General features: G+C 73.9%; 21 protein-coding genes. 5 read left to right on the top strand and 16 right to left on the bottom strand.

Annotated elements, in window-relative coordinates; genetic code table 11:
• Positions 1-603 precede the first annotated feature (603 nt).
• Positions 604-855 (bottom strand): hypothetical protein, encoded by a 252-nt coding sequence (locus O4J56_RS07070; RefSeq protein ID WP_270684497.1) that lies wholly within the window; start codon positions 853-855, stop codon positions 604-606.
• Positions 856-1,145: 290 nt separating this feature from the next.
• Between O4J56_RS07070 and O4J56_RS07065 the strand changes: the two genes are divergently transcribed.
• Positions 1,146-2,024 carry a helix-turn-helix domain-containing protein gene (locus tag O4J56_RS07065; RefSeq protein ID WP_333563786.1) on the top strand — a complete coding sequence of 293 codons (879 nt, stop codon included), beginning with the start codon at positions 1,146-1,148 and terminating at the stop codon, positions 2,022-2,024.
• Positions 2,021-2,203 carry a DUF397 domain-containing protein gene (locus O4J56_RS07060; protein WP_270684494.1) on the top strand — a complete coding sequence of 61 codons (183 nt, stop codon included), beginning with the start codon at positions 2,021-2,023 and terminating at the stop codon, positions 2,201-2,203. Before O4J56_RS07065 ends, O4J56_RS07060 begins: the two co-directional genes overlap by 4 nt.
• Here the strand turns inward: O4J56_RS07060 and O4J56_RS07055 are convergent.
• Together O4J56_RS07055 and O4J56_RS07050 are read right to left on the bottom strand one after the other, a co-directional pair.
• Complete coding sequence (locus tag O4J56_RS07055) at positions 2,200-2,850, bottom strand: hypothetical protein (RefSeq protein WP_270684492.1); 651 nt, start codon at positions 2,848-2,850, stop codon at positions 2,200-2,202. The two genes, O4J56_RS07060 and O4J56_RS07055, sit on opposite strands and share 4 nt — an antisense overlap.
• Positions 2,851-2,955: 105 nt before the next feature.
• Positions 2,956-3,876: a GlxA family transcriptional regulator gene (locus O4J56_RS07050; protein WP_270684491.1), complete on the bottom strand. Its 921-nt coding sequence runs from the start codon at positions 3,874-3,876 to the stop codon at positions 2,956-2,958.
• A 171-nt stretch (positions 3,877-4,047) separates the two neighbouring features.
• Between O4J56_RS07050 and O4J56_RS07045 the strand changes: the two genes are divergently transcribed.
• The 3 genes from O4J56_RS07045 (at position 4,048) to O4J56_RS07035 (ending at position 6,704) form a co-directional block, all read left to right on the top strand.
• Positions 4,048-4,854: a YqcI/YcgG family protein gene (locus tag O4J56_RS07045; protein ID WP_270684489.1), complete on the top strand. Its 807-nt coding sequence runs from the start codon at positions 4,048-4,050 to the stop codon at positions 4,852-4,854.
• 62 nt (positions 4,855-4,916) lie between these two features.
• The gene (locus O4J56_RS07040; protein ID WP_270684487.1) at positions 4,917-5,225 is read left to right on the top strand and encodes a cupin domain-containing protein; all 309 of its coding nucleotides are present in this window, start codon (positions 4,917-4,919) and stop codon (positions 5,223-5,225) included.
• Between the two features lie 165 nt (positions 5,226-5,390).
• Positions 5,391-6,704, top strand: coding sequence for an APC family permease (locus O4J56_RS07035; protein ID WP_270684486.1), 1,314 nt, complete (start codon positions 5,391-5,393; stop codon positions 6,702-6,704).
• Here the strand turns inward: O4J56_RS07035 and O4J56_RS07030 are convergent.
• The 13 genes from O4J56_RS07030 to O4J56_RS06970 form a co-directional block, all read right to left on the bottom strand.
• Positions 6,670-7,494, bottom strand: a complete 825-nt coding sequence (locus tag O4J56_RS07030) for a glutamate ABC transporter substrate-binding protein (RefSeq protein WP_270684484.1) — start codon at positions 7,492-7,494, stop codon at positions 6,670-6,672. The genes O4J56_RS07035 and O4J56_RS07030 overlap by 35 nt on opposite strands.
• Before the next feature lie 10 nt (positions 7,495-7,504).
• Positions 7,505-8,887, bottom strand: coding sequence for a hypothetical protein (locus O4J56_RS07025; protein ID WP_270684483.1), 1,383 nt, complete (start codon positions 8,885-8,887; stop codon positions 7,505-7,507).
• 6 nt (positions 8,888-8,893) lie between these two features.
• Complete coding sequence (locus O4J56_RS07020) at positions 8,894-9,571, bottom strand: FHA domain-containing protein (RefSeq protein WP_270684482.1); 678 nt, start codon at positions 9,569-9,571, stop codon at positions 8,894-8,896.
• Between the two features lie 18 nt (positions 9,572-9,589).
• Positions 9,590-10,909, bottom strand: a complete 1,320-nt coding sequence (locus O4J56_RS07015; RefSeq protein ID WP_270684481.1) for a vWA domain-containing protein — start codon at positions 10,907-10,909, stop codon at positions 9,590-9,592.
• Positions 10,906-11,787: a PP2C family protein-serine/threonine phosphatase gene (locus tag O4J56_RS07010; protein ID WP_270684479.1), complete on the bottom strand. Its 882-nt coding sequence runs from the start codon at positions 11,785-11,787 to the stop codon at positions 10,906-10,908. The genes O4J56_RS07015 and O4J56_RS07010 overlap by 4 nt, the downstream gene beginning before the upstream one ends.
• Positions 11,788-11,800: 13 nt before the next feature.
• The gene (locus O4J56_RS07005) at positions 11,801-14,044 is read right to left on the bottom strand and encodes a serine/threonine-protein kinase (protein WP_270684478.1); all 2,244 of its coding nucleotides are present in this window, start codon (positions 14,042-14,044) and stop codon (positions 11,801-11,803) included.
• Positions 14,041-15,192 carry a hypothetical protein gene (locus tag O4J56_RS07000; RefSeq protein ID WP_270684476.1) on the bottom strand — a complete coding sequence of 384 codons (1,152 nt, stop codon included), beginning with the start codon at positions 15,190-15,192 and terminating at the stop codon, positions 14,041-14,043. The genes O4J56_RS07005 and O4J56_RS07000 overlap by 4 nt, the downstream gene beginning before the upstream one ends.
• Positions 15,193-15,305: 113 nt before the next feature.
• The gene (locus tag O4J56_RS06995) at positions 15,306-15,971 is read right to left on the bottom strand and encodes a response regulator (protein ID WP_270684475.1); all 666 of its coding nucleotides are present in this window, start codon (positions 15,969-15,971) and stop codon (positions 15,306-15,308) included.
• A gap of 28 nt (positions 15,972-15,999) precedes the next feature.
• The gene (locus O4J56_RS06990; RefSeq protein ID WP_270684473.1) at positions 16,000-17,172 is read right to left on the bottom strand and encodes a sensor histidine kinase; all 1,173 of its coding nucleotides are present in this window, start codon (positions 17,170-17,172) and stop codon (positions 16,000-16,002) included.
• 82 nt (positions 17,173-17,254) lie between these two features.
• Positions 17,255-17,788 (bottom strand): HdeD family acid-resistance protein, encoded by a 534-nt coding sequence (locus O4J56_RS06985; protein ID WP_270684472.1) that lies wholly within the window; start codon positions 17,786-17,788, stop codon positions 17,255-17,257.
• Between the two features lie 128 nt (positions 17,789-17,916).
• A complete protein-coding gene (locus O4J56_RS06980) occupies positions 17,917-19,206 on the bottom strand; it encodes a citrate synthase (protein ID WP_270684471.1) in 1,290 nt (429 codons plus the stop codon).
• A gap of 380 nt (positions 19,207-19,586) precedes the next feature.
• The gene (locus O4J56_RS06975) at positions 19,587-21,197 is read right to left on the bottom strand and encodes a peptide chain release factor 3 (protein WP_270684470.1); all 1,611 of its coding nucleotides are present in this window, start codon (positions 21,195-21,197) and stop codon (positions 19,587-19,589) included.
• A gap of 23 nt (positions 21,198-21,220) precedes the next feature.
• Entirely contained in the window at positions 21,221-21,955 is a 735-nt protein-coding gene (locus O4J56_RS06970) for a TetR/AcrR family transcriptional regulator (RefSeq protein WP_270684469.1), read from the bottom strand.
• Between the last annotated feature and the right edge of the window lie 76 nt (positions 21,956-22,031).

The following is a 22,031-nucleotide window of genomic DNA, read 5'->3' as shown; positions in this document are numbered from 1 at the left end:
CCTCCCTAGGCAAGGCCGCATAGGCCCCCCAAAGACACAACCCCAAGAGCCCGAAAGGGCAGCCCGCCCCGGCGGACAACGGGCCCCTGCGCCCAGGCGCGCCCGGTGGCCGGTGTCCCCGCACGGGCGCCGGGCGCGACCCGGCAGCGCCGGGGCACCACCCCTGCCCTCCGGTATGCCTGGTACGCGCCGCCAGAACCACCCCCTCAGCGATGATCTCGACGAAAGTGCTGCCGAATCCGCCGGAATGACAGCACCTCTGTCGAGATCATCGCCGAGGGGGCACCGGCCCGGCGGCCGCCACGAACGCGGACGACCACCCGCCCTCCTAGCCGCGCCGCCCTCCCGGACCGCCAGGGGCCTGCCGCCCGGCAGGCGGGGCCGGGGAACCGCCCCGCTTGCTCCGTCGCTGCCCTTCACGGTGACCATGCACGCGCCGGACGGCCGACGACGCTGCCGCAAGGGCCGCTGACCTGTCCTCGTCGCCGCCCTCCTACCTGACACTCCGACCACCCGCCGCCCGGCCCAGGCCCTGAAGCGGGGGACCTGCAGATCCGCCCGGCTGAATACGGCCGAACACGTCGAGGCAGGCGCCCTCGCGCTTCATCTCATGTGGATCAGGTCGATGTACGGCCGGTCGTAGGCCGGGGGCTCGAACATGGCCAGCGCGTGGTCGAGCGCTTCGAGGGTGCTGGCCGCCAGTTCGATATCGGGCTCCACCCTGTTGGTCGCGCGGTACGGCGTGGAAGCCCCTTCGGTGTACGTCAGCCGCCAGTGGTTGCAATGCGTCTGGTGCACGCGCAGGAAGGCGTCGTAGTCCGGAGGCACGTGCGCCTTCCTAGAGGCACGTCGCACCGCCGCCTTAGCGGGCGCGAGCGACGCGTCCTCTGGTGGTGGTGCGGGCGAGGCCGGACGTGCATGCCGGGGTACGTGGTCCGTAGGCGCCGGGAGCACCATAAGGACGGGGCAGCAGAGCAGAAGCAGAATGGAAAGGAGATTGAGCAGCCCGGAAAAGCGCTGAGAGTCTCGGTGGTGCATTCCCTGAGACACGGAGCCACCTCACCTATGAAACCCGCCTTCCAACGGTGGCGGGTGATGAAAACAACTGACTCCACCATCTAGGGCTCCGGCCAACATGGCCAGCGATGACACATGGCCGGGGAAAACTTGGAAAGCCTGTGGAATCCGTGTCGCGCTTGTGTCATTCTCAAGACATGCCGCAGAAGCCAGACCCCCTCTGGGCGCGATGGGGTGCCGAGCTGGCGCTTCTACGCTCACGAGCAGGGATGACGCAGACCGACCTCGGCAGAAGGGCCCTGCTCTCCAAGTCCGCGATCAGCTCCTTCGAGCTAGGCACAAGAACACCAAAGGTGCATCACGCGGAGAAATTGGACAACGCGCTTTCCACAGACGGGACGCTGGTGCGTCTCTGGCGCAACCTGCACAAGCAACGCCAGGTGCCCGACTGGTTCCTGGACGCCTTGATGCTGGAGCGGAGCAGCCGCGAGATCCGCCAATACCAGTCCATACTCGTTCCCGGACTCCTTCAGACCCCCGACTATGCACGGACTCTGATCAGGTTGCGCGAGCCCCAGGCGACCGACGAGCACGTCGCACAGCTCGTCAAAGGCCGAATCGGGCGCCTTCCGGAGATCACACCGAGGAAGCCGCTGTTGTGGTTCGTGGTCGACGAGATCGTCATCAAACGCGTGGTCGGCACCCCTAAGACCATGGCGGAACAGGCCCGACATATCGCGTCTCTCGTCGATGACGGTACGATCCGTTTCCAGGTCCTCCGTGAGACCGGCCTCCACCCGGGCATCTGCGCGCCGTTCAGGATCATGACCCTTCACGAGTCCAAGGCGGTGCTCTGCCAGGAGAAGGCCATCGGTGATGAGGTCGTCGATGACCCGGTGAAGGTAAACAAGATCGCCACGCTCTTCGGCGCCATGCAGGCCGAGGCACTGTCGGTCGGTGAGTCCTTGGCGCTCCTCCGGGAACAGCAGAAGGAATTCGAGCAATGACCAGATGGCACAAGTCCACCTACAGCGACGGCCAAGGCGGCGACTGCGTCGAGGTCGCCGAAGGCCCTCTCACCGCTGTTCGGGACACCAAGCACCGCGACCTCGGCTCGCTCGCCTTCCCCTCACGTGAGTGGGCCGCGTTCCTCAGAGGGATCGCGCGGCAGCCCCTCGAGGGTTAGCTTTCGGCGGCTACCTGTTCCACCGTGGAACCGGGCGGGAGGTGGTCCAGGATCTCCGCCCGCAACGTCTCCAGGTCCGCCCACCGCGCGGATACCAGGGCCGCGTTCGTCCGGCCCGCGTCGGACTCGTCCGCCGCCTCTGCGGGGACGACGGCGTCCAGGTCGGGGAAGGGCGGCCTGGCGGGCTCGGCCACGTCGAAGGTGCCGAAGCGGCCCACGCGCGCGTTCTCGCCCGGGAACGCCTCCTCCGACCCCGGCGCCGGGACGAGGGCCCCCTCCCCCAGGTCGCCCCACGCCCCCTGGGCGCGCTCCTCCCCGAACACGCGCTGGAACCCGGCCAGCTCGTCCGGGTCGGCGGCCAGGACGCGGACCCGCTCCCGCCCTGCGGACACGTCGCGCACCTCGGCCACCACGATCTCCTCGATGTCCGGGTGCCCGACCATGAACCCCTTCGCCCCGCCGGGCAGCCGGTCCGGCGCCACCACGACCAGGTCCGCCCATGGTTCGCCGAAAGTTCGCTCGGCGCCCGGCTCCGCTGTTGCGGGTGGGGCGATTGTGACGGCGACGGCCAAGGCGGTGACCGTGGCGGCGGCGGTGGTCCCGGCCCTGGCGGCGAGAGCGAGGACCCTGGTCTGTCGGCTGCGCATGGGCCGATTGGAACACGAGATCCCGCCCGCCGGGAGGAAGGACACGGACGCACCGCCCCAGCGCACCGGTCCCACCGCATCAGTACCGCACGCCGGCGCGCCGGCTCAGCACTCCACCCCGCGCTCCCGGAACGCCGCCCGGTACTCCGTCGGGGTCACCCCCAGCGTCCTGCCGAACGACCGGCGCATCGCCGCCGACGACCCGAACCCCGCCTTGTGCGCGATCGCCTCCACCGGGTGGTCGGTGCCCTCCAGCAGCCGCTGGGCCACCTGCACCCGCTGGTCGTGCAGCCACCGCAGCGGGGTCGCCCCCGTCGCCTGGACGAACCGGCGGGCCAGCGTCCGCTCCGACATGCCCGCGCGCGCCGCCAGCTGCCGCACCGTCAGCGGCACGTGCAGGTTCTCCCTGGCCCAGGCCAGCGTCTCGGCGAAGGGGTCGCTCCCCGACACCGGCGCCTCGATGTACTGCCGCTGCGCCCCCGACCGGTGCGGCGGGGTCACCATCCGGCGCCCGATCTCCGCCGCCGCGTCCGCCCCGTGCGCGCCGCGCACCAGGTGCAGGCACAGGTCGATCCCGGCCGCGGTCCCCGCCGAGGTCCACAGGCTGCCGTCGTTGACGAACAGCGCCTCCTCCTCGACCACCGCGTCCGGGAAGGTCTTGCGCAGCTCCTCGATCCACATCCAGTGGGTGGTGGCCCGCCGCCCGTGCAGCAGCCCCGCCCGCCCCAGTGCGAACGCCGCCCCGCACAGCGCCGCGACCGGGGTCCCCTCCCGGTCCGCCCTGCGCAGGGCCGCCAGCAGCTCGGGCGGGTAGTCGAGCAGCGGGTCCGGCCCACCCGGCACCACCACCAGGTCGGACCCGGCCACCGCGTCCATGCCGTGGGTGGCGCGCACGCCCGCCCCGGGGTGGGCCGCGGCCGTCGCGCCCGCGACCCCGCAGCGCCGCAGCTCGAACCGGGGGACCCCGGCTCCGGTGCGGTCGATCCCCCACACCTCTGCCGACACTGCGTAGTCGAAGACACTCATACCGTTATAGATCAGTACGGATACGACACGCATGGCATGAATTGAAGCATGCCCGCCGTTTTTCCACTTTCCCGGCGCGCCCGCAAAAGCGGAGCATCGATTCGGCCCCCGCCCGAACACCACCCCGTTCGTCCCGCCCCTGACCCTGGCTCGAGGAGCGACATTCCCATCATGAGTGGCTCCATGTCGGCCCCCGTCCCACCGAGAGCGCCCGGCGACTGGAAACGCCGCGCCGAGGAGCTGTTCACCGAACGGCTGCTCGACGAGCGCTCCCCCTTCCCGTGCGTCTTCGGAGTGGACGCCCTCCGGCGCGGGACGCTGCGCTTCGCCTTCGTGGACGACACCGCCGACGACCCGGACGGCGCCGACGACGGACTGGACGCCGCGGCCCGCGGCACCGCCCGCGCCCTGGGCGAATACACCGCCGAGGCCCCGGAGATCGGCCGCCGCACCTCCCTGGTGGTCGTCTACCGCGGTGCTCTGGGCCCCCACCCCGGGGCGGGCCCCGACGCGGTGAAGGCCTACCGGGACCGGTTCTGGGACCTGCTCCAACGGGTGCACGCGCTCGACACGCACCCCTGGCCGGACGGGATCCCCCACGACCCCGAGTCCCCGACCTGGGAGTTCTGCTTCGCCGGGACGCCCATGTTCGTGGTCGTCAACACCCCCGCCCACGAGCGCCGCCGCAGCCGCGGCTTCCCCTACTTCTGCATCACCTTCCAGCCCCGGTTCGTGTTCGAGGGACTGGAGGGCACCAGCCCCCGGGGCCGGAACGCGCGCCGCATCATCCGCGGCCGGCTGGACGCCTACGACGAGGTCCCTCCCGCCCCCGTGCTCGGCGACTACGGAACCGCGGGCAACCGCGAGTGGACCCAGTACTTCCTCGAAGAGGAGGAGGGGGCCGCCGTGCCCCCGCGTTGCCCCTTCTCCGTCCGTGCACCCCGGGCGCCCGGCGCCCAGAGAGCAGGTGAAGGATGAGCGTCCGTTTCTCCGACCGCGTTCCCCCGACCATCCCCGGCGAGATTTCCGACCTCCTTCCCATGCAAGGCAGCATCGAACTCCAGAACGACGGCCCCGGAAAAGTCCACTCCTGGCATTTCCACAGTTTGAAAGAGGAACTGTTCGTCGTCTCCGGAAAGGTTCTCCTGTTCTGGATCGACGGCGAGGGCTACCACCAGCGGGCCTGCCGGTCCGGCACGCACATCGCGCTGCCCGCCGAGACCGTGCACGGCTCGGTGGCCGGGGCCGACGGCGCCGTGTACATCATCAGCCCCGAGGGCGGCCGGACCGCCGTGACCACCTTCCTCGACAGCTCCGACCACCCCCGGCCGGTTCCCGAGTTCGAATAGCCGGGCCCACACAGCCGGGCCTTCACGACCCGGCCCTCACGGACCGGCGGGTCCGCGCGGAACACCCCGGCCCGGCGCACGGCGGGCGGCCCCCGTGCCCGCTGTGCGCCGCCCGCGCGGACCCGCCTCTTCTCCTTCCACGGACGCCCCACGGAAAGGACCCACGTGAGCAGCACCCAGGACCCGCCGGCCGAGGCCGGCCGGCTCCGCGGCCACCTCCGCCTGCCCGGTGCGGTGGCGCTGGCCATCACCGTCGTGGTCGGCAGCGGCGCCCTGGTGCTGCCCGGCATCGTCTACGGCCGGGTGGGCGAGGCGGCGCTGTACACCTGGATCGCGGCCTCGGCCGCCGCCGTCCCGCTGCTCATCGTCTTCGCCCGGCTCGGCGCCGCCCACCCGGGCGCCGGCGGGGTGGCCGGGTTCGCCCAGGCCGCGTTCGGGCGGCACGCGGCGGCCGGGATGGAGGTGCTGGCGCTGGGCACCTTCGGGCTGGGCATCCCGGCGATCGCGCTGACCGGGGCGAACTACCTGACGGCGCTGCCCGGCCTGCAGGCGGTCCCGGCGACGGCCGCGGCGGCGGCGCTGCTGGCCGGCGCGGCCGGGGTGGTGGCCGCCGGGGTGAGCCTGTCCACCCGGGTGCAGGTGGTCCTGGCCCTGGTGCTGACGGTGATGCTGCTGGTCATCGGGGTGCTGGCGGTCGGCTCCGGGGAGCCGGTGCGGCACCTGCCGCCGCTGGAGCCGGGGGCGGTGGTCACCGGGGTCCTGGTGATCGGCGCCGTCTTCTTCGCCTTCACCGGCTGGGAGATGCTCTCCTTCACCACCGAGGAGTACGCCGACCCCGAGCGCGACTTCCCGCGCGTGGTGGTGATCAGCTTCGTCATCGTCGTCGTGATGTACCTGCTGCTCGCGCTGGGCGTGCAGACCCTGCTGGCGCGGGACGACGCCGACGCGCTGGCGGCGCCGGTGGGCGCCCTGGTCGCCGAGGCGGTCTCGCCCGGCGCGGCCGGGGTGGTGGCGGTGCTGGGCGTGGTGATCATCGCGGCCAACCTGATCGGCGCGGTGTGGGGCGCCTCCCGCCTGGTCATGTCGAGCGCCCGGGAGGGGCTGCTGCCGCGCCCGCTCGCGCACCTGGGCGGCTCGGCCCAGCCGCGCCGCGCGGTGGCCGCCGCGCTGGCCGGGTTCCTGGCCGTGCTGGCCGCGAACGGGACGGGCCTGCTGTCTCTGGCCGAGCTGCTCACCATCGCCGGGCAGAACTTCTTCCTGATGTACCTGGTGTGCGCCGCGGCCTACGCCCGCCTGTTCCGGGGCGGGCACCGGGTGTTCGGGATCGCGGTCACGGCGGTGCTGGGCGGGGTGGCGGTGTTCTCCTTCGGCCCCTGGCAGCTGGCCTACTGCGCCGCGCTGCTGTCCGCCGGGGCGGGGGTGTGGGCGCTGCGCTCGCGCCGGGTCAGCCGCACCCCACGAACTGGGGGACGCTCGTGACCAGGTCCAGTCCGGTCTCGCCGAACCAGCGGTCGAGCAGCTCCTCGGCGGTGCCGTCCTGGTACATCAGGGTGAGCGCCCGGTTGACCTCCTCGCACCCGGCGACGTCCTCCAGGGCGATGCCCACCCCGTACTGCTCGTCGGTGAAGGGGGCGTTCACCAGGCGCAGCCCCTCGGGCTCCTGGGCCAGGTACCCGGCGAGGATGAGGTCGTCGGTGGTGACGGCGTCCACCTCCCCGTCCAGCAGCGGGGCGATGCAGTCGCCGTAGGCGGGCTCCTCGTGCAGCCGCGCGTCGATCCCCTTCTCCTCGATGACCCGGTCGGCCGAGTTCGACCCCTCGCCCTGGCACAGGGTGCGCCCTTCGAGGTCGCGCACGCCCTCCACGTCCTCCTCGTCCGCGCGCACCAGGATGTCCTGGTGGGCGACGTAGTAGGGCCCACCGAACCCGACAACGCTCTTGCGCTCCTCGGTGATGGAGTAGGTGGCGAACACCAGGTCCACGTCCCCGGACTCGAGCACGTCCTCGCGCTGGGCCGAGGTGACGGCCTTGAACTCCACGTCCTCCTCGGCCACGCCCAGGTGCTCGGCGACGTACAGCGCCACGTCCACGTCGAAGCCCTCGAACCGGCCCTCGCCGGTGCGCAGCCCCAGGCCGGGCTGGTCCGGTTTGACCCCGATCACCAGGGTGTCGGCGCCGGTGACCGACTCCGGAGCGCCCAGGGCCGCCGAGCACCCGGCGGCGGCGGGCGCGGTCGCGAGGGCGAGCAGCAGCGCGGCCGTCCTCTTCATCGGTGCCTCCTCATCGGTACTCCGCCAGGCGGGGGTAGATCCCGACGACGACCAGCACCGCCAGGGCCAGGGCCGCCGCGGGAAGGCCCCGGTCCCATCCGGTGAGCCCGCGGTCCCCGGCCCGGACGGCCTCTTCGTAGTTGCGCCCGTGGGTGTCCTTGAGCTCCACGACGGCCGCGTCGAACTCCTCATAGGCGCTCTGCACCTCGCCCACGCGCACCTCGACGGCGTCGCCCGGCCCCTCTTCGGCGGCGGTGCGGCGCAGCTCCCAGTCGGCCCGGGTGAACGCGCGGTAGGCCCGCAGCACCTCGTCGACCTCGCCGGAGCGCCCCTGTTCGGCGAGTTCGCCGGCCTCCCGGCCGAGGATGCCGAGCATGCCGTCGCCCTTGGGGTACTCGCCGACCGCCCGGTCCACGCCGTCGTAGTAGTCCCCCAGGTCGTCGCCCTCCACGTACAGCAGGGAGCGCGCGTTCTGCAGGTACACCTGCTCGTAGGTGTCGGCGCCCTCGCGGTCCAGCAGGAAGCGGCTCTGGTCGCCGTTCATGCCGGTGCACACGGCCCTCACCCGCGACAGGGCGAGCAGCGGGTCCAGGCCCTCCTCCTTGGCCTGGCGCATGCGCTCGGCCTGGAGGACCAGCATCCCCGCGGCGGCGGCGGTGAGCACCAGCGCGCCGACCACCGCGGCGGCGACGGCGGGGTTGAGGATGCGTCTGAAGCGCGCGGCCGCCTCGTGGTGGGTCCACAGCAGTGCGGCGACGGCGAGCAGGCCGGCGCCGCCGGTGAGCCCGGCCCACAGCAGCACCGACGCGCGCTTGTCCTCGTAGGTGGCGCGCACGGTGGCCCCGCTGTCCAGGGTGAGGTTGTAGGCCTTGGGGAGCAGCTCCAGCCGCATGAGGTCGGTGGCCTCGCGGTAGAGCTCCACGGCCTCCTCGGGCGGGTCGGGGTCGTCGTCCTGCTCGGCCAGCACCCGGGCCTCGGTGACGAGGCGCTGGTAGGCCACCAGGCCGCGGACGACCTCGCGGACGTTGCGCTCCTCGGCGCGGTCGCCCTCGGCGAGCTGGGCGGCCTGGACGACGGCGCGCCCGGCGTCGTCGCGCCGCGCGTCGTAGGCCCGCTGGGCGCGGTCGGCGTCCTCCTCGCTGCGCTGCCAGACCAGCAGCATGTTGGCGGTCTGGGCGTCCATGTCGCTGAGCGCGTAGTACAGGTCGCCGGAGGCCGCGACCTTGGCCCCGGCGCCGTGCCCGATGACGGCGAAGCCCTCGCGGGCGTGCGCCGTGCCGACCGCCGCCGCGGCGAACAGCAGCCCGACGGCGGCCAGGGAGGCGGCCGCCGACCGGCGCAGCCGCCCCGGGGTGGTGGCGGGCCGGAGCCGCCGGAGGCCGGGCAGGCGCATTCCCGATCACCCTTTCTGGAGCGTGATGACGGTCCACGCGCCCACGTAGACCCGGTCCCCGTCCCGGACCTCGTACTCGTGGTGCGGGGTGATGGGGTCGTCGGTGCCGTTGATGGTCGTGCCGTTGGTGGCCCCGAGGTCGACGATGACCCAGGCGCCCCCGGGACGGGCCAGCAGGACGGCGTGCCGGTGCGAGACCGCCACGTCCTCCGGCGGCCCGCCCAGGTCGATCTCGGGCAGGATGCCCCGGCGCTGGCTCCGCCGCCCGATGTGCACCTCGGGCTTGTTGAGCGGCACCCGCCGCACCTGGGTGCGCGCGGGGAAGGGGAAGGCGAGCTCCTCGGGGTCGAGCATCCCCCGGTCGGCCATGGCCTGGTAGACGGCCGGGTCTGCGGTGACGACGGCCCGCCACAGCCCCGGCATGGAGGTGGGCGCCGAGGGCGCGGACGCGGGGCCGGTGCGGCGCCCGCGCGGGGGTACGGACGTGCGCAGGCTCCCGGGCTGGGTGGTGTCGCCGAGGGCGAAGTCGTGGCCGCACTCCTCGCAGAAGCGGCCGGTGCGCGGCGTGGCGCAGTTCGGGCAGGGCTGGGGGACCCGCCCGGGTCCGCGCGCGTCCATGCGGACGCCGCACACGTCGCAGTAGTCCTGCGCCGCCGAGTCGTGCCCGGCGGGGCATCTGGCCATGGGGCGGTCCTTCCTCGGTCAGTCGCCGCCGGTGCCGGGGGCGGCGCCGCCCCCGCGCCCGCGGGTCCGGACGGTCCTGGTCGAGTAGGTGTCCAGGGTCATCTCGTCGGCCTTGTCCACGGCCGGTCGGAGGTGGACGGTGCCGGTCGCCGGGTCGACGACGTCGACGACCCGGCGCAGCAGCTCGGCGGTGACCTCGTTGCCGCCCTCGTGGGCGAGGGCCACCGCCCGGCCCAGGCGCGCGGTGGCGGTCTCGGTGTCGCCGTCGCGGCGCGCCCGCAGCCCGTCCTGGATGGCGCGGGACAGCTCGGCCTGGCCGGTGTAGTGGGCCACCCGCGCGTTGATCTCGGTGGCGCGCGCCTCGTCCTCGGTCCATTCGGCGAGGACGTTGCCGGCGGCCAGCACCTCCGTGTCCGCGGCGGGGGCGACGAGTTTGACCCAGCCCGCGCGCATCTGCCGCCCGGGCTCGCCGGCGGGGACGCGCACGCACAGGTGGTACTCACGACTCTCCTGTCCCCACGAGCCGAGGGGGTAGTCGCGGCTCTGCGGCCCGCTCTCGGTGCCGCGCGCGGTCAGGTCCTCCACCGAGGGGGCGACCTGCTTGAGGAAGCGCACCTCGGCCGCCTTGGGCGTCCACAGCCGCAGCGCCACGTCGGCCGTGGACTTGCCCATGGCGCGCGCGGTCATGCGGCGGAAGTCCTCGGCCATCCTGTCGGGGCTGCGGATGATGCCGACGTCGCCCAGGAGGGCCGAGGACAGCCGCCGCATCTCCTCGACCTGCCAGTCGGTGCCCACCCCGCGGCAGTCGCACACGAACCTGCCGGCGCACCGCTGGAGCACGGCCTCGAAGTGCTCGGGGGTCTCGTTGTTCTGCCCGTCGGTGAGGAGGATGGCGTGCCTGAGGGCGCCCTCCTCGAAGGGGTCGAACAGCTCCGAGGCCAGGGCGAGCCAGGTGCCCATGCGGGTGCCGCCGTCGGCGTCCAGGCCCCCGATGGCGGCGCGCGCCTCGGCGCGCGTGCGGTCGTCGGCGGGCACGAGCGCCTTGCCGGGCGGGTAGACCATGCGCGCGATCCCGGTCCCGCTCACGATGCCGAAGTACACCCCGTCCCGGAGGGTGTCCACGGCGGCGCGGGCCGCGCGCTTGGCCGCGACGATCTTCTCCCCGTACATGGACCCCGAGGTGTCGACGATGACGACCTCCGCCGCGGCGGGGGCGGAGGCGGGGGCCACGGACGCGGCACCGGCCTTCGAGGCGATCGTGATCACGGCGTGGACCTCCGTCCCGCCCAGCGGCAGGTAGGGGTTCTGGTCCACGTCGACCCGGAATCCTGTGCTCATACGGCCATCACCACCACCGTCACGTTGTCGCGCCCGCCCGCCTCCAGTGCCGCCTCCACCGCCGTCCGCGCCGCCGCGGCCGGGTCCCGCTCGGCGCCCGGCAGGAGCGCGGCGAGGTCCTCGGCGGCGGAGGCGTAGTTCCACAGCCCGTCGGTGCACAGCACGACGGCCCCGGGGCCCTGGAGGGCGACGGTGGCCACGTGCCCCTCCACCTCGCCCGAGTCGGCGCCCAGCCAGGCGGTGATGGCGTGCGCGTACAGGGAGTTCTCGGCCTCCTCCTCGCTGAGCACCCCGCCCTCGACCATGGCCGCGCTCCAGGAGTCGTCCCGGGTGAGCAGCCGTGCCGGCCCGGGCGCCCCGGCGCCGGGGATCCAGTAGGCGCGGCTGTCGCCGATCCAGGCGACGGTGACCGGCCCACCGCCTTCGGGCATGCACGCCGCCACGTAGGTGCAGGCCGGGGCCCCGGCGGCGTCGGCGAGCGCGGCCACCGCGCCGGCGGCCCGCGTCATCCCGGTGGCCGCCGCCTCGTTGGCGGGGGCGCCCTCGCGCAGCGCGCGGGCGGTCTCGGCGGCGCCGGTCTCCGCGGCGACGAGGGCGGCGTCGTCGGAGCGCGGTGCGGAGGACACCCCGTCGCACACCACGCCGACCAGGGCGGGCGAGCGGGCGCCGGGGGTCAGCAGCGCCATGGCGTCCTCGTTGCGGTGGTGGCGCAGGCCGATGTCGCTGATCCCGGCGAGCGGGCCGAGATCGGCCTCGACCCGGTCGCGCCCGCCGCCGGTGTCCTCGCTGGGCACCGGTGTCAGGCGCAGCCCGCAGTTCTCGCAGTAGTCGTCGCCCCCGCCGATCGGATCGGCGCAGGCCGGACAGGTCGTCAGCACCGCCCACCCCCCGTCATGTCCACGTCCTCACCCGGCGCGCGTTGGCCCGGTCGACGAAGGCGCGCCGCCGGTCCGGGTCGAGCGCGGTGCGGGCCAGCGCCCGGTAGGTGCGCTCGAGGTTGCCGCGCAGCCCCTGCTCGTCCATGGGGGCGCCCAGCAGCTCGGTGCCGGGCTCGGGCGCGCCGCCGTCCAGCAGCCGTTCGAGGGCGGCCTCCAGCACCCGGGCGCGCAGCCGGTGGGTGGCCGCCCCCTGCCCGGCGGCCCGTTCCAGCCGCGCCCCGGCCGCGACCAGCTCTGCGGCGGACAGGTCGGCGGGGCGGCCGCCGATCTGGGCGCCGACGGCCGCGGTCTGCGCGGCGACGTGCAGGCTGGACAGCTCGGGGACGCTGTCGAGGACGTCCACCGCGGCGCCGCGCTCACCGCGCCCCAGGCGGATGCGGGCCAGCGCGAAGGCGGCGCTGACGTAGGTGCGGTCGGTCCTCCACACGGCCTCCAGGCGCTCCTCGGCCTCCCCGGGGCGGCCGGCGGCCTCCAGGGCGGCGGCCAGGCCGAGCTTGGGGGCGGCCTCGCCGGGCAGGTGGGAGTAGAGCTCGTCGAAGCGCTCCCGGGCGCCGTCGACGTCCCCGGCGCCCAGCGCCCTGAGGGCGAGGTACCAGTAGGTGCGCCAGTCCCCCGGCATCTGGGACTCGAACTCCTCCAGAACGGTCCCGGCCTCCTCGCCGCGCCCGGCGAGGATGAGGGCGCGGGCGAGCATCAGGCGGGTCTCCGGGCTGGGGGACGGCGCCGCCCGCAGGGTCGCGGCGAGCTCCTCGGGGCGGACCGCGGACAGGCCGCCGAGCAGGCCGGCCGCCGGGTCGGCGGGGTCGACCAGGGGCGTGGGCAGGACGGCGACGGTCTCGGCCGGCTCGGGGCGGCGCAGCAGCAGGTCGGGGTCGGCGGAGGCGGCGGCGCCCGCGGCGCGGGCGAGGAACCGCTCGGGGCCGAAGAGCGCGGAGGGGCCGGGGTGGGGCCCGCCCTCGTCCTTGGACAGCACCTCCCGCAGCACGCCGGTGAGCTGCTCGGACATGTCGGCGGCGTCGTGGAAGCGCGCGTCGGGCTCGATGTGGGTGGCCCGCTCCAGGAACCGGCGGTAGGACTCGTACTCGGCCAGGACCGGCGCCTCGGCGGGGTCGGGCAGGGTGTGCGGGTGCCGCTTGCCGAAGCTGAACCGGCAGCTGAGCACCGCCATGGTCCGGCCCACCGTGTACAGGTCGGAGCTGACGGTGGGGCCCAGCTCGCGCAGCTCCCGCTCGGGCACCCGGTAGCCGGGGGTGGTGTAGACGGGGGTGAGGGCGTCCTCGGCGCGGCGCACCCCGCCCAGGTCGATGAGCTTGATCTGCTCCTCGCTCTGGATGACGTTGTCGGGTTTGAAGTCGCAGTAGAGCAGGCCCTTGCCGTGCAGGTAGCCCAGCGCCCGCAGCACCTCCAGGGCGTAGGCGATGACCTGGGACACGGGCAGGCCGGAGGCCTCGCCGTCGCGCCGCCGCCGCTCGGCGATCAGGTCGCGCAGGGACTTGCCGCCGACGTACTCCATGACGATGTGCCCGGCGGGGACGCCCGTGCCCGGGTCGGGGTGCTGCACGAAGTTGTAGATCTTGACGATGTTGGGGTGCTCGACCTCGGCGAGGAAGGAGCGCTCGGCGGCGGCGGTCTTGTGCGCCTCGGCGTCGCCGCTGTTGAGCAGGCCCTTGAGCACCACCCAGCGGTCGCTGACGTTGTGGTCGCGGGCCAGGTAGATCCACCCCAGCCCGCCGTGGGCCAGGCAGCCCAGCACCTCGTACTGCCCGGCCACCAGGTCGCCCTTGCGGAGCTTGGGGACGAAGGAGTACTCGGTGCCGCAGGAGGGGCAGTAGCCCTCGGTGCGGCCGGGGCGGCCGTTGCGGGAGCGCCCCACCTTCTCCCCGCAGCCGCCGCAGAACCGGTTCTTCTCCGCGACGGCGGGGTCGGCCATGACGGCGGTGGCGGGGTCGCGGTAGGGCACCGGCGGCACCTGGACCATGCCCAGGCCGAGCATGCCGCGGCGGCTGGATCCGGAGCGGCGGCTCACCCGGCCGGAGGGGGCCGAGACGCCGCGCGGGGAGGGGTGCGAGGGCGAGGGGGTGGGCGAGGGCGTCGGCGACCGGGCGGGCTCGGGCGTCGGCGCGGGCGCGAGGCCGCACACCGAGCAGAACCCGTCCTCGACGGCTCCGCCGCACGCGGGGTCGGTGCACTGGTTCATGGTCCCGTTCCGCCGCTCCTCTCGTGTTCGGCCAGGGCCGCGCGGTAGCGGTCCAGGGCCGCGGTCGCGGTGCGCAGGTCGCAGGGCGCGGTCCACAGCTCCTCGCGGGCGGCGCGCCGCAGCCGGGCCAGGCGCGGGTCCTCGCCGCCGCCGAGCCGGGCCGCCTTCATCCGGTAGGCCTCCAGGCGGCCGCGCAGCTCGGCGCGGCGCTCCAGGAGGTCCTCGGCGCCGCGCGCGGCGGCGTGCGCGCGCCGCCGGGACTCGGCGGCGCGGGCGCGCAGGTCGGCGGCGGCCTCGGCGGCCCCGGTCCAGGCGCCCCGGGCGCACCGCTCGTCGAAGCGGCGCAGCAGCTCCCGCAGGGCGCCGGGATCGGGGACGGTGCCCAGGGGCGGGCCGCCGACCTTGGCCCTGGCGTCGTCGCAGGCCCGCCGCGCGTCGGCGGCCGCCTCCTCGGCGCGCACCACCTCCGCCTCCAGGCCGGCGCGGGCGGCTTCGGCGCCGCGGCTGAGCGGTTCGGCCTCGCGCAGGGCCGCCAGCAGCCGTTCGGCCTCGGCGCGCAGCCGGGCGAGGCGGCCGGGGTCGGCGCCGAGCGGGTCGGTGCGCACCGCGTCGGCGGCGGCGGTGGCCTCGGCGTCGAGGCGGTTCCAGGCCCCGCGGGCGCCCAGGCGCTCGGCGGCCTCGGCCGCCGCGCCGCGGGCGGCCTCCAGGGCGCGCAGTTCGGGCAGCAGGCGGGACCAGGCGGCGTCGGCCTCCTTGACGGTGGCGGCGGCGCGGTCGAAGCCGTCGGACATGCGGCGCACCGCCGCGTCGACGGTGATCCGCTCGGGGGCGGGCCCCAGGAGGCCGCCCGCGCCGGTCCCGGTGCGGACGGGTTCGACCTCCACGGAGGGGCCGTTGAGCAGGGGGGCGAGGGCGGCGGCGTCGCCGCGTGCGGCCTCGGCGCGGTCGAGGGTCCTGCGGTAGGCGTCGAAGACCCGCCACACGTCGGCGAGGTCCTCGCGGGCGCGCTCCCAGCGCGCGCGGGTGGTCCCGGTCAGGCGGGCGCCTTGGAGGATGCGGTGGGCGACGCTCTGGTCGAGTTCGATGAGCGCTGCCGAGACGCGTTCGCGCACGCGGAGGACGGCGTCCAGACCGCGGGTGTCCGCCACCGTATGCCCCACCCCCTAGGGTGCGCCGCGTCCCCCGTTTCCGAGTCTCGGGCAGCCGTGCGCGGCGGGACAAGGGAGATCGGGACCTTCGGCCGTGTCCGGCCAGGAAGGGTTCAGGCGAGCCAGCCGGGGCGCACCACGCCCGCCTCGTAGGCGATCACCACGAGCTGGGCGCGGTCGCGCGCGCCGAGCTTGGCCAGCACCCGGCTCACGTGGGTCTTGGCGGTGGCGGGGCTGACCACCAGGCGCGCGGCCAGCTCCTCGTTGGTCAGCCCGGCGGCGACGGCGGCCAGCACCTCGCGCTCGCGCTCGGTGAGCCCGTTGAGCCGGGGCTCGGGCGGGGGCTCCTTGATGCGCCCGGCGAACTCGGAGATGAGCCGCCGGGTCACCGAGGGGGCGAGCAGGGCGTCGCCGCGGGCGGCCACCCGCACGCCGTGGATGAGCTCCATCGGCTCGGTGTCCTTGACCAGGAACCCCGACGCGCCCGCCTTGAGCGCGCCGTAGACGTACTCGTCGAGGTCGAAGGTGGTGAGGATGACGACCCTGGTGCCGCCCAGCCGCTCATCGGCGGCGATCCGGCGGGTGGCCTCCAGGCCGTCGGTGCCGGGCATGCGGATGTCCATGAGGACGACGTCGGGCCGCTCGCGCACCGCCACGGCGTGGGCCTCGGCGCCGTCCCCGGCCTCGGCCACCACCTCGATGTCGTCCTCGCCCTCGAGCATGGACCGGAACCCGGCGCGCACCAGGGTCTGGTCGTCGGCGATCGCGACCCGGATCATGGGCGCCCCCTCGTCGTCGTCGGTCCCATTATGGTGCGGCCGGGCCGTGCGGGACGCGCGCCCTGACCGCGAATCCGCCGCCGGGGCGGGGGCCGGCCGTGAAGGACCCGCCGAGCGCGGCGGCGCGCTCGCGCATGCCGCGCAGGCCGTTGCCCTCGTGCGGGTCCTCCCCGCCGCCGCTGCCGTCGTCGTCGACCTCCACCTCGAGGGCGTCGCCGTCGTCGGACACGCGCACGCGCACCTTCTGCGCCCCGGAGTGCCGCAGGGTGTTGGTGAGCGCCTCCTGGACGATCCTGTAGACGGCCAGGGCGGTGGGGGCGGGCACGTCCGCGGTGCCGCGGGCCGCGAGCCCGGCGGTGTCCAGCTCGACGTCGAGGCCGGAGGCGCGGGTGTGCCCGACCAGCTCGGGGAGGCGGTCGAGGGTGGGCGCGGGGGCGGCCGGGGCCCCGCCGGGCCCGGTGTGCTCCTCGTCGACCTGCCGGAGGGCGCCCAGCGTCGCCCGCAGCTCGCGCAGGGTCTCCTTGCTGGCGCCGCGGATGGCCTCCAGCGCGCGGAAGGCCTCCTCGGGGTCGCGGCGGTGCGCGGCGGCCCCGGCCTGCACGTTGATCAGCGAGATGTTGTGCGCGACGACGTCGTGCAGCTCGCGGGCGATGCGCAGGCGCTCCTCGGTGGCCCGGCGCCGCGCCTCCTCCTCGCGGCCGCGCTCGGCCTCGGCGGCGCGCTCCTCGACCTCGCGCAGGTAGGCGTTGCGGTTGCGGACGCTCTCGCCCACGGCGAAGATCACGATCAGCCAGGCGATGACGGCGAGCGCCCGCCACAGGTCGAACGACAGGCCCTCTCCGATGAGGACCGCGCCCAGGGCCACCAGGACCGCGGTGGCCACCCCGGCGCGGTTGCCCACCGCCGCCAGCCGGACGACGGTGACCAGCAGCAGCATCCAGGCCATCCAGCCGTCGGAGGCGCTGACCATGTAGTACAGCACCATGGCGGCCGGGGCGACGGTGGCGGCGAGGTAGGGCAGGCGGCTGACGGCGGCCAGGGACGCCGCGCCGACCGCCAGCAGCACCAGAGCGGGCGCCGAGACGGCGACGCCGCGCTCGGCGGCGAACAGCGGCTCGGAGGCGAGCAGCACGGCCCCGGTGAACAGGGCGAGCGCGGCGTCCAGCCGCCACCCCTCGAGCCGGGGCAGGTGGATCCTCATGGGTGCATCCTGCCCGCTCGGAGGCGGTCCGGTCATGCCCCCGGGGTCGACACCCGGCGTACGACTCCGGGAGGACGCGTCCTCACGCCGGCGTCTGCGAGCGCAGCCGCAGCGACAGCACGATGAACACGATGCCGAACAGGATCGCGTAGACGCCGATGATCAGGGCGATGGCGACGGCGCCCTGCAGCGGCCAGAACCAGATGAGCAGGCCGAAGCAGACCGAGAGCGCGCCGCCGAGGATGTACAGCCACTCGCCGGAGACCTCCTTGCGCAGGCGCACGGCGGTGGCGATCTCGACGATGCCGGTGAACACCGCCCAGGCGCCGATCAGGACGGTGAGCACGATGACCGTGGCCAGCGGCCAGACCAGCGCCACCACGCCGAGCAGCACCCCCAGGACGGCCTCCACCACCAGCGGGGTGCGGTCGCTCCCGGTGGTGCGGAAGGCGAGCACCCCGGCGACGACCCCGTCCACCAGCGCGTAGGCGCCGAACAGGATGGCCAGCGCCACCGCGGTGATGCCGGGCCAGAACACCGCGAGCACGCCGAACAGGACGGCCAGCGCGCCGCGCACGGTCAGCACCCACCAGTGCCGGGTCATGTAGTCGAGCATGCCCTCGGCATTCCCCGCCGCACCGGGGGACATCACCGAACGCAGGGCAATTTTCACGCAAAGTGACCACACTGGGGACGAAAGAGGCGGGCCCGGCGGTCCCGGGCCCGCCGCGGGGAGCGGACGCCTCACCCCTGCGCCGGGTAGGGGCGCTCCGCGGGGCCGACGTAGAGCTGCCGCGGCCGCGCGATGCGCGTGGCCGGGTCCTTGCGCTGCTCCCGCCAGTGCGCGATCCAGCCGGGGAGCCGGCCGATGGCGAACAGGACGGTGAACATGTTGGTCGGGAAGCCCATCGCCCGGTAGATGACGCCGCTGTAGAAGTCGACGTTGGGGTAGAGCTTGCGCTCGGTGAAGTAGGGGTCGGCCAGCGCCTTCTGCTCCAGCTCCAGGGCGAGCTGGAAGAGCTCGTCGGGGCGCTCCTGGCGGGCCAGGATGTCGGCGGCCAGGCCCTTGATCTCCCGGCTGCGCGGGTCGAAGTTCTTGTAGACCCGGTGCCCGAAGCCCATGAGCCGGGTCTCCTTGGCCTTGACCTTCTCCAGGAAGGCGTCGACGTCGCCGCCCATGCCCCGGATCTCCTCCAGCATCTCCAGGACGGCCTGGTTGGCGCCGCCGTGCAGCGGGCCGAACAGGGCGTTGACGCCGGCCGAGACCGAGCCGTAGATGTCGGCGTCGGAGGAGCCCACCACGCGCACGGTGGCGGTGGAGCAGTTGAGCTCGTGGTCGGCGTGCAGGAGAAGGAGGAGGTCGAGCGCCTTGGTGTACAGGGCGTCCAGCTCGGCGTCCCCGGTGCCCTCGCCGAAGAGCATGGCCAGGAAGTTCTCGACGTAGTCGCGCGCCGGGTCCGGGGCGATGGGCTCGGAGCCGGAGGTACGCCGGTGGATGTGCGCCGCGATCGTCGGCAGCTTGGCCAACAGCCGGATCGTGGCGGTCTCGACCTGCTCGTCGTCGGTGGGGTCGGCGCTGTCGTCGTAGTAGGCCGCCAGCGTGTTGACCGCCGCCGCGAGCAGGGTCATGGGGTGCCCGTTGCGCGGCAGCGCGTCGAGCAGTGTGCGCATCTCATCGGGGATCTGGGCGTTCGTCCGCAGCAGGTCGGCGAAGTCCTTCAGCTCCCCGGCGGAGGGCAGCGCGCCGCGGATCACCAGGTAGGCGACCTCCAGGAACGAGCTGTGCTTGGCCAGGTCCTGGATGGGGTAGCCGCGGTAGCGGAGGATGCCCGCGGCGCCGTCGATGTAGGTGATCTCCGAGCGGCAGGAGGCGGTGTTGCCGAAACCGGGGTCGAGCGTGGTCATCCCGGTGCCCGAGAGCAGCGCCTTGACATCGATGGCCTGTTCGCCCTCGGTGCCGGTCAGCAGCGGGAAGGTCTGGTCCCCGCCGTCGTACCGCAGCTCCACCGTGCGCCCTTTGCCGTCTTCACTCATGCCCGAGCCAACCTTTCAAGCCTTCCAGGCGGGGTGCGGGGGCGTGTGCCGGGGTGCCGGCCCACGCGTGTGGGGTACTGACTTTGTTCGGTTTTATTAAACTCCAGTGAAGTAAAATCATACAATTCTCACGCATTAACGAACAGGTGACCTGGGACACACGAGAAGAGGTCCGCAACTTCGCCCGAGCGTCAAAAAACGCGCTTTTTCACGAGCGCAGAGCCTCGACCCCGTCACCGCCCGGGAACAGGGATGTTCCCCGAACGGCGCCGCACCCGACCCGGCCGCCCCTGTGAAACTTCCCACGACCGGCCTATTCGACGATGGCCGTTCGGAATCGTGATGATTCCGTACGCCATTCGTCTCCGTTCACACCGGCGTCATTCGCCGGTGTCGACGCCTCCCGCCAGCAGCGGCTCCATCACCAGGCCCGGGTGCTCGCGCTCGATCACCCGCAGCCGCCACTTGTTGTGCACCAGCACCAGCAGCTCGCCGTCCGAGCGCCGACGCAGCACCTCGCAGCCCGACAGGGCGTGCAGCCTCTCACCGTCCTCGGCCGTGGTGCGCCGCGCCAGCGTGTAGTCCAGGTTGGCCAGCTCGATCGGGGCCTTGAACTCCTCGGCCATGCGGTGCTGCACCACCTCGAACTGCAGCGGCCCCACCGCCGCCAGCACCGGCGCCTGCTCACCGCGCACGTCCGAGGACAGCACCTGCACCACGCCCTCGGCGTCCAGCTGGGCGATGCCGCGCTGGAACTGCTTGTACCGCCCGGCGTCCTTGGCCCTGGCCACCGCGAAGTGCTCGGGCGCGAAGCTGGGAATCGGCGGGAACACCACCTTGGGCCCCTCGTACAGCGTGTCGCCCACGCTCAGCGCGGCGGCGTTGACCAGCGCGATCACATCACCCGGGTAGGCGGTCTCCACGGTGGTGCGCTCGGAGCCGAACACCTGCTGGGTGTACTTGGTGGCGAAGGGGCGCCCGGTGGCCGCGTGGGTGAGCACCATGCCGCGCTCGAACCGGCCCGAGGAGACCCGCACGAACGCCATCCGGTCCCGGTGCGCCTTGTCCATCCCGGCCTGCATCTTGAACACCTGGCCGGAGAACGGCGCCTCCACCGGCCGCTCCCCGCCCTTCTCGTCGGCCTTGGGCCCAGGGGACGGGGCCAGGTCGACCAGCGTGCCCAGCAGCTCGCCGACGCCGAAGTTGGGCAGCGCCGCCCCGAACAGCACCGGCGAGGACTCCCCCGCCAGGAAGGACTCCTCGTCGTACTGCGCGCCGATCTCGCCCAGCAGCTCGATCTCCTCAAGCGCCTGGTCCCAGGCCCCGCCCTCGGTCTTGGCCGCGGCCTCGGCGTCCATGCGCTCCTCCTCGGCCTTGGTCGCGCCGCCGGGCGTGCGGTGGTACTTGACGTACTCCCGGCCCTCACCGCCCGTGCCCAGCTCCACCACGCCGCGGAAGTCCCCGGCGATGCCCACCGGCCAGTTCACCGGGGTGGGGCGCAGCCCGATCCGCTGCTCGATCTCGTCCAGCAGCTCCAGGGGCTCGCGCCCGGGCCGGTCCCACTTGTTCACGAACGTGATCACCGGGACCTTGCGCGCCCGGCACACGTCGAACAGCTTGAGGGTCTGGGCCTCCAGGCCCTTGGCCGAGTCCAGCAGCATGATCGCCGCGTCCACCGCGGAGAGCACCCGGTAGGTGTCCTCGGAGAAGTCGGCGTGGCCGGGGGTGTCCAGCAGGTTCAGCACCCGGCCCGAATAGTCGATGCGCAGCGCGGCCGAGGTGATCGAGATCCCCCGGGCCTGCTCCATGTCCATCCAGTCCGAGGTGACCCCGCGCCGGTCGCCCTTGCCGTGCACCGCCCCGGCCGACGTGATGGCCGCCGCGTGCAGCGCCAGGGCCTCGGTCAGGGTCGACTTGCCGGCGTCCGGGTGCGAGATCACCGCGAAGGTCCTCCGACGCCCCGCCTCGGCCAGAACCTCTGTCGCCGTCACCGCGTCCGCCTCTCCTCCGCTGGTCAGGTGGGCCCACGCGAATCTACCGCAGGGGTAGGGTTCCCCGGCTCAAGCGCCCTGCGGACCCGGCGGGCGACCTCCTCCGGGTCGGTCCCGGGCGGGTAGACCGCGACCACGACCCCGCCGCCCGCACCACCGCCGGAACCGCCTCCGCCGGACGTGCCGCGCAGCACGTCGCCCAGGCCCTCGGTGACGAACGCCATGGCGCGGTCGAACCGGTCCCAGGGCACCGGCCGGTCCGGTTCGCGCAGCCACGACCGCAGCACGTGGTTGTGCGCGGCGATGACCGAGGCCGCCACCGCCTCGGCCGCCAGCGCGCGCTCGGTGTCGCGCTCCCCGCCCGCCAGGTAGCGGCGGAACGCCGACTGGTAGCGCGCGGTCATCGCGATCTCCCGGTCCCGCAGGCGGGGCACCGCCCGCACGAGGCGGAACCGGCGCACGGAGGTGTCCGGCTCGCCCGCGTAGCCCTGGAAGACCATGCGGGCGGCGGCGGTGACCGTCGCGACCGGGTCGTCGCCGGGGGCGGCGTCCAGGAAGCGCCGCACCGTCTCGTACAGGTCCTCATGCTCGGCGAAGAGGATGTCCTCCTTGGTGCCGAAGCGCCGGAAGAGGCTGCGGCGGCTCAGCCCCGCCTCCTCGGCGACGTCCCCCATGGTGGTGGCGTCGTAGCCGCGGCGCTCGAAGAGCCGCACCGCGGCCGCGACCACCGCGTGCCTCTCGTCCGCTCTACCGGTCATGCCCCTCCTTGACCCGTCCCCGATAACGTACGCTGTCACGTGATGCCAGTATCGGGCACTCAGTGCCAGACATGCC

This window comes from Nocardiopsis endophytica (assembly GCF_027706725.1).
GTDB classification, from domain to species: Bacteria; Actinomycetota; Actinomycetes; order Streptosporangiales; family Streptosporangiaceae; genus Nocardiopsis_A; species Nocardiopsis_A endophytica.
This window is presented reverse-complemented; position numbering and strand designations above follow the sequence as displayed.

Coding starts and splice junctions, on each gene's coding strand:
- O4J56_RS07025 (WP_270684483.1), bottom strand. CDS start 8,887: ATGCGCCTGCCCGGCCTCCGGCGGCTCCGGCCCGCCACCACCCCGGGG.
- O4J56_RS07045 (WP_270684489.1), top strand. CDS start 4,048: ATGAGTGGCTCCATGTCGGCCCCCGTCCCACCGAGAGCGCCCGGCGAC.
- O4J56_RS06990 (WP_270684473.1), bottom strand. CDS start 17,172: ATGAGGATCCACCTGCCCCGGCTCGAGGGGTGGCGGCTGGACGCCGCG.
- O4J56_RS07005 (WP_270684478.1), bottom strand. CDS start 14,044: ATGAACCAGTGCACCGACCCCGCGTGCGGCGGAGCCGTCGAGGACGGG.
- O4J56_RS07050 (WP_270684491.1), bottom strand. CDS start 3,876: ATGAGTGTCTTCGACTACGCAGTGTCGGCAGAGGTGTGGGGGATCGAC.
- O4J56_RS06995 (WP_270684475.1), bottom strand. CDS start 15,971: ATGATCCGGGTCGCGATCGCCGACGACCAGACCCTGGTGCGCGCCGGG.
- O4J56_RS07065 (WP_333563786.1), top strand. CDS start 1,146: ATGACACATGGCCGGGGAAAACTTGGAAAGCCTGTGGAATCCGTGTCG.
- O4J56_RS07020 (WP_270684482.1), bottom strand. CDS start 9,571: ATGGCCAGATGCCCCGCCGGGCACGACTCGGCGGCGCAGGACTACTGC.
- O4J56_RS07055 (WP_270684492.1), bottom strand. CDS start 2,850: ATGCGCAGCCGACAGACCAGGGTCCTCGCTCTCGCCGCCAGGGCCGGG.
- O4J56_RS06970 (WP_270684469.1), bottom strand. CDS start 21,955: ATGACCGGTAGAGCGGACGAGAGGCACGCGGTGGTCGCGGCCGCGGTG.
- O4J56_RS06980 (WP_270684471.1), bottom strand. CDS start 19,206: ATGAGTGAAGACGGCAAAGGGCGCACGGTGGAGCTGCGGTACGACGGC.
- O4J56_RS06985 (WP_270684472.1), bottom strand. CDS start 17,788: ATGCTCGACTACATGACCCGGCACTGGTGGGTGCTGACCGTGCGCGGC.
- O4J56_RS07015 (WP_270684481.1), bottom strand. CDS start 10,909: ATGAGCACAGGATTCCGGGTCGACGTGGACCAGAACCCCTACCTGCCG.
- O4J56_RS07030 (WP_270684484.1), bottom strand. CDS start 7,494: ATGAAGAGGACGGCCGCGCTGCTGCTCGCCCTCGCGACCGCGCCCGCC.
- O4J56_RS07040 (WP_270684487.1), top strand. CDS start 4,917: ATGCAAGGCAGCATCGAACTCCAGAACGACGGCCCCGGAAAAGTCCAC.
- O4J56_RS07060 (WP_270684494.1), top strand. CDS start 2,021: ATGACCAGATGGCACAAGTCCACCTACAGCGACGGCCAAGGCGGCGAC.